This is a genomic window from Allochromatium warmingii, assembly GCF_900107145.1.
In the GTDB taxonomy this organism is placed as follows: domain Bacteria; phylum Pseudomonadota; class Gammaproteobacteria; order Chromatiales; family Chromatiaceae; genus Thermochromatium; species Thermochromatium warmingii.
The window spans coordinates 1-4,576 of record NZ_FNOW01000073.1 but is presented as its reverse complement, the minus strand read 5'-3'; the positions used below and the strand labels follow the sequence as shown (position 1 = coordinate 4,576).

The following is a 4,576-nucleotide window of genomic DNA, read 5'->3' as shown; positions in this document are numbered from 1 at the left end:
TCGTTGGCGTGGATGCCGCCGACTTTGGCGGCGGCCAGGTAGACCTGGGTCGGGCGTTGATCGGCGAAGAAGGTCTCGACGGCGGTCTGGTCGGTCAGGTCCAGTTCGGCGTGGGTGCGGGTGATGAGATTGGTGTGGCCAGCGTGTTCGAGGGCGCGCAACAGGGCGGCACCGACCATGCCGCGATGGCCGGCGATGTAGATGCTTGGGCTGGAATCTTGTGCGTTTAGCATGGGCAAGCGATAGCTCCTCTAATCATTCGGTAAGCTAAGGAGTTGAACGGACGAGAAGTGTAGGAACGTCGTTCCCCGCCGCCCCAGCGCCGTTGGAGGCCGACGGACTCGACGGTGTGGGTGAAGCACTCAAGGAAAAAACCTAGTCCATTCCTGTTTTCCTCGCTTCAACGGCAAACCAGTTCCGTGATGTCGCGGAACCAGCCAAGCAACTCCTCTTCCTGATCGACCTCGATCAATTCTTCGAGCGTCATGGCGCTGGCGACTTCTCGGTTGAGCCAGGATTTGAGCTCGCGGCGCCTGAGCTTTTTCCTTGGATTACCCTGATGATCCGGAATCGCGGCGGCAACGACGGCTTCTACGTCGTCTTCATGGGCGAATTCGACCTTTACGGCATGTCCTACCACGGGTGCGAGGGTCCGATCGATCGCGGCCGGGTGCAGATAGTTTTCGATCTCTCGGCGTCGAGTCAGGCGTGCTGTGTCGCCATTGCCGCGTTGTTTGACGGTTTCAACGGCGGCAGCATATTTAAAGCGACCGTCGGGTTTTGGGGTATCCCGGTCGTAGATGTGAAACTCGCAGAGACCGGTATTTCTCAGTAGATGCTCAGCCGTCCAGTTTTCCAAGGTGCCGCCACCCAGTAAAACTGAGGCGATCCGAGGATCCGTTTCGATGCAGACGAGATCTTTGTATCGGTTTCGGTAGATTTTACAGAGGCTACGCAGGCACGCCAGATCGTTGGGGCCTTCGACGCACAGCAAGACACGGGCGCGGTGATCCGGAACAACCCCGAGCGTCTCGACAATGCGGCGATACACCGCGTCGGTCGCCGCGCTGACGAGTGCGCTCGCGGTATGGCTCCGCTCAACCAGGCGCAGACTTTCGACCGGCAAACGTCCGCCAAGGCCCAGGACATGGGTTGTCAGGATCACCTGGCAGCGGTCTTGCTCCGACAAGGTACGCAGTGAGTCGACAACCACACGCTGAAAGTTTGGATGCTGAGCGGTTTCGGGCTCTTCGACGGCATAGATCATGTTTCGATCGCTTGAGATACCCTGACGGCGCTCGGCTTCGGCCTGAAAAAAGCTGAACAACACTAAACGACGCACGCCGCTGCCGCGTTTGTTCACGGGGATGCCATCGTCGCCCAAGAGCGTGAGCTTGAAAGCGGAATCGAATTTCGGCTCGGCAAACAATGGGGTCAAAGAGTTGGCCAGGGCGGGGGCGAAGTTGTGCAACTTGGCAAGCGTACGATTCGCCACCGCGATGGACTTCTCCCGGACTCGATCCTTGATTGCAGTGATTTCGTCATGTAGGTCGTCCAGTGCCTCGCGCACGGCAACCTTCATTGGATCCTGCACTTCGGCGTCTTGGTCGGTGGATGGGCGATCGGCGCGAAAGAGCACATACAACGGCAGATTGTCCTGGATCTGCTTGAGTATGGTCTTGCCGTCTTCCTTCGCAAGGTCGATCGCTGTCTCTGCGAGGCTGAGTCGTCCATCATCACGCGCCTTAGCCCAGAGGGCCTGGCGCATGCTTGCGTTGTTGTTCAGATCACAGCTTTCTTCGATACCGGCCTCTCGGACTAGACGTTTGAGATCGGTATTTTTCTTCTCGTGGAGATCGCCCAGCCCCGAGCCTTGCGGCGCCCAAGCGATGGCCTGTATCAGCGATTTGCCGAATACAGGCCCATTGGTGTCGCGCTTGATGAGCCAGGTCCAACTAAGGCGCAATCGACCCTCTCGATCTACCAGATACTCGTCCGCCAAGGTGGTTGTGCTGGTCGCATCGAGCGTCAAGGTTTCAGGCAGGTCTTCGAAGGCGCACTCAATCAATAGTGATTCGCCGTTGTCGGCATGGACACAGATATCGGCATTCTCGAGCTTTCCTTCTCCGAGCACGATGTTCAAAGCATCGAGCACCGTTGATTTTCCGGCATCATTTTTTCCAATAAATGCCGTCAAATCATCAAACAGAATAACGATCCTGTCACGATAACCGCGAAAATTTTCAAGTGTCAGCTCTACTAAACGCATCAAGGTAGTGCCCCAATCTATATGATGGCGACCGATCTAAATCTTTGATCAGGAAAGGCAAAAAAGTTTTCTCATCATATAGATTGGGGCACTACCCGCATCAATTTTTCCTGGCCGTTCTCATCGCTAAGATTTCAGTTCACGATTCGACTAAATTTTAGCGAAAGACGTGCTCTGCCCCTGTTTTTTCATCCTGTTTTTGCATGACTCAGGCCGGCACTGAAAGTTCGTAAAGCGTTTCTGGATCAATATCAACATTACCCGGCCATGCCACCGTGCCATTTTCCACAAAAGCCGCCTGAAATGTATTGTTAGATTTAAGCTTGACCCAAGGCTTCTGATCGATATAAGGCATCATATCGAATAAGCGCTGTTCCCCGTTATCAAACTCCAGAATCAGTGCAAAATCATGACGGGCTTGTACATGAACGACATCCAGCAACATGGCGCGTCTCCTATTTCAGGGGGTCAATGCGAAAAAGCTCTACACCTTCTTTGGCAAGCTCCCAATCAGCCAATAATTCTTCACGATGGAGATCTACCCAAACCTGAACCATACGCAGTTGTTTCGGAGGCAACTCACCCGCTAGCAATGCCGCATCATCAATGGATATTGAAGCACGATAACCCTGATAGCGAACATGGATATGCGGCAGGTGATGTTTCTCTCTGATCTCGAAAAACATCGAAATAATAATGCCGTAGAACATACTGATTGTAGGCATGGTGCGCTCCAAGTCGTTGACTGAACGATCTTATCCTGACTTTACCGATCCGGTGGGCTTCATTCAGTGAATTTTGGTGCGTTGCTGAACGCCATCAGGTACTTCGATCAAGGCGTCAAGCAGCAGGTTCTGGTAGAGGAATTCGGCTGGATAGGTGTCGTTGGCGTGGATGCCGCCGACCTTGGCGGCGGCCAGGTAGACCTGGATCGGGCGCTGGTCGGCGAAGAAGGTCTCGACGGCGGCCTGGTCGGTCAAATCCAGTTCGGCGTGGGTGCGGGTGATGAGCCGGCTGTGGCCGGCACGTTCGAGGGCGCGCACCAAGGCCGCGCCGACCATGCCGCGATGGCCGGCGATGTAAATAGAGGGTGCTGAAGGGGTGTTTGACATGATGTGAGAAGCGTCTGTTTGCTAAGCCGCTTTGCGACGGGAATCAGTTAAATCTCCAAAGCCCGCGAGTAGACCATCAATCGAGAGATCCTCGTCTAAGTCATCCCAATGAATGCCCCGAGGACTTAACTCAAACGCTTGCCGTTGTTCGACCGTGGCATTCAATAAGCGCGGAAACCAGGCTAAAGGTACGCCCAACGTCCGACCGTCCTGCAGTTCAACCCAAAAACAATCGTCATCGAAACGAACCAAGGTCGGTGAAATACTCATCCCACGATCTCCTAAAAGTAACTTGATGCGACTGAACAACGGCGGCAATCCGCCGTAAGGTTGGTGCATTAAACCCGTCATTGCGTGCCAGCCTGACAGTCGTTTCGAGCCAGAACTTTGCTTCAGCCGCGCCCTGCCGCACATGAACATGCGCCGGTTCGAGCGGATGGTCTTCGTTCGCGTAGAAGAAAAAGCGTAATCCATCAAGACGAAAAATAACCGGCATCGTTTTATAGCCCCAACTTCATCTGCCCAAGCAACACCGTCGGTATGTCCGGCTCCATGCGTGGTCGCCCACGCGGGCGTGCTTCGCGCCGTTGGCCGGTCATCTGCTCGATCTGCTGCAAGAACCGCTCGCTGCCGATGGGCTGGGATTGCTGAATGGCCAGGCGCAGTTCTGTAAGAGCCTATCCCAAAAGGTAGTATTCTAGGCGGAAGTTTCCTCGATCACAGGAGTCAGAACGACGATGAGCTTGGCGGTTAAAGATGATGGTTGGCGGTTATCCGACGCCCTGTGGGCGCAGCTCAAACCCCTGTTGCCCGTGTACCAAACACCGGCCCATCCGCTGGGCTGTCATCGGCGCCGGATCGAGGATCGGGTGGTGATGAAGGGAATCTTGTTTGTATTGCGCACCGGCTGTCAATGGAATGCGCTTAACGCCACTGGGATCTGTTCGAGCAGCACAGCGCATCGACGGTTTCTGGAATGGGTGGAGGCCGGCGTGTTCGAGCGCTTCTGGCAGGCCGGTGTGCTCAAATACGATGAACTCAAAGGGATCGACTGGTCGTGGCTGTCGATGGATGGGGCGATGACCAAGGCCCCGCTGGCAGGCTCAAAAAAACAGGCCGCAACCCGACGGATCGGGGCAAGCAGGGAGTCAAGCGCAGCCTGTTGACGGAAGGCGCGGGTATTCCCCTAGCGGTG

At 55.2% G+C, this 4,576-nt stretch carries 6 protein-coding genes and 2 pseudogenes; 1 reads left to right on the top strand and 7 read right to left on the bottom strand.

What is annotated here, in order from left to right; all coding sequences use genetic code 11:
- The 7 genes and pseudogenes from BLW10_RS13360 to BLW10_RS13330 form a co-directional block, all read right to left on the bottom strand.
- Nucleotides 1-233 (bottom strand): NAD-dependent epimerase/dehydratase family protein (locus BLW10_RS13360; protein ID WP_143117094.1); only part of this gene is annotated, 233 nt, incomplete at its 3' end.
- 167 nt (nt 234-400) lie between these two features.
- Nucleotides 401-2,269 carry an ATP-binding protein gene (locus BLW10_RS13355; protein WP_091335520.1) on the bottom strand — a complete coding sequence of 623 codons (1,869 nt, stop codon included), beginning with the start codon at nt 2,267-2,269 and terminating at the stop codon, nt 401-403.
- Nucleotides 2,270-2,477: 208 nt separating this feature from the next.
- Nucleotides 2,478-2,714: a DUF2442 domain-containing protein gene (locus BLW10_RS13350; protein ID WP_091335518.1), complete on the bottom strand. Its 237-nt coding sequence runs from the start codon at nt 2,712-2,714 to the stop codon at nt 2,478-2,480.
- Between the two features lie 10 nt (nt 2,715-2,724).
- Nucleotides 2,725-2,994: a DUF4160 domain-containing protein gene (locus BLW10_RS13345; RefSeq protein ID WP_091335515.1), complete on the bottom strand. Its 270-nt coding sequence runs from the start codon at nt 2,992-2,994 to the stop codon at nt 2,725-2,727.
- A 117-nt stretch (nt 2,995-3,111) separates the two neighbouring features.
- A pseudogene (locus tag BLW10_RS13340) lies at nt 3,112-3,381 on the bottom strand (NAD-dependent epimerase/dehydratase family protein); the annotation flags it as partial.
- 21 nt (nt 3,382-3,402) lie between these two features.
- On the bottom strand, nt 3,403-3,651 hold the full coding sequence (locus tag BLW10_RS13335) for a DUF2442 domain-containing protein (protein ID WP_091335510.1): 249 nt from the start codon (nt 3,649-3,651) through the stop codon (nt 3,403-3,405).
- Nucleotides 3,617-3,877, bottom strand: a complete 261-nt coding sequence (locus BLW10_RS13330) for a DUF4160 domain-containing protein (RefSeq protein WP_091335507.1) — start codon at nt 3,875-3,877, stop codon at nt 3,617-3,619. The genes BLW10_RS13335 and BLW10_RS13330 overlap by 35 nt, the downstream gene beginning before the upstream one ends.
- A 241-nt stretch (nt 3,878-4,118) precedes the next feature.
- Between BLW10_RS13330 and BLW10_RS13325 the strand changes: the two are divergent.
- Nucleotides 4,119-4,576: pseudogene (locus BLW10_RS13325) on the top strand (IS5 family transposase); the annotation flags it as partial.

What these genes read in the sequence shown, in the direction of transcription:
- BLW10_RS13355 (WP_091335520.1), bottom strand. Translation starts at nt 2,269, where the DNA reads ATGCGTTTAGTAGAGCTGACACTTGAAAATTTTCGCGGTTATCGTGAC.
- BLW10_RS13350 (WP_091335518.1), bottom strand. Translation starts at nt 2,714, where the DNA reads ATGTTGCTGGATGTCGTTCATGTACAAGCCCGTCATGATTTTGCACTG.
- BLW10_RS13345 (WP_091335515.1), bottom strand. Translation starts at nt 2,994, where the DNA reads ATGCCTACAATCAGTATGTTCTACGGCATTATTATTTCGATGTTTTTC.
- BLW10_RS13335 (WP_091335510.1), bottom strand. Translation starts at nt 3,651, where the DNA reads ATGAGTATTTCACCGACCTTGGTTCGTTTCGATGACGATTGTTTTTGG.
- BLW10_RS13330 (WP_091335507.1), bottom strand. Translation starts at nt 3,877, where the DNA reads ATGCCGGTTATTTTTCGTCTTGATGGATTACGCTTTTTCTTCTACGCG.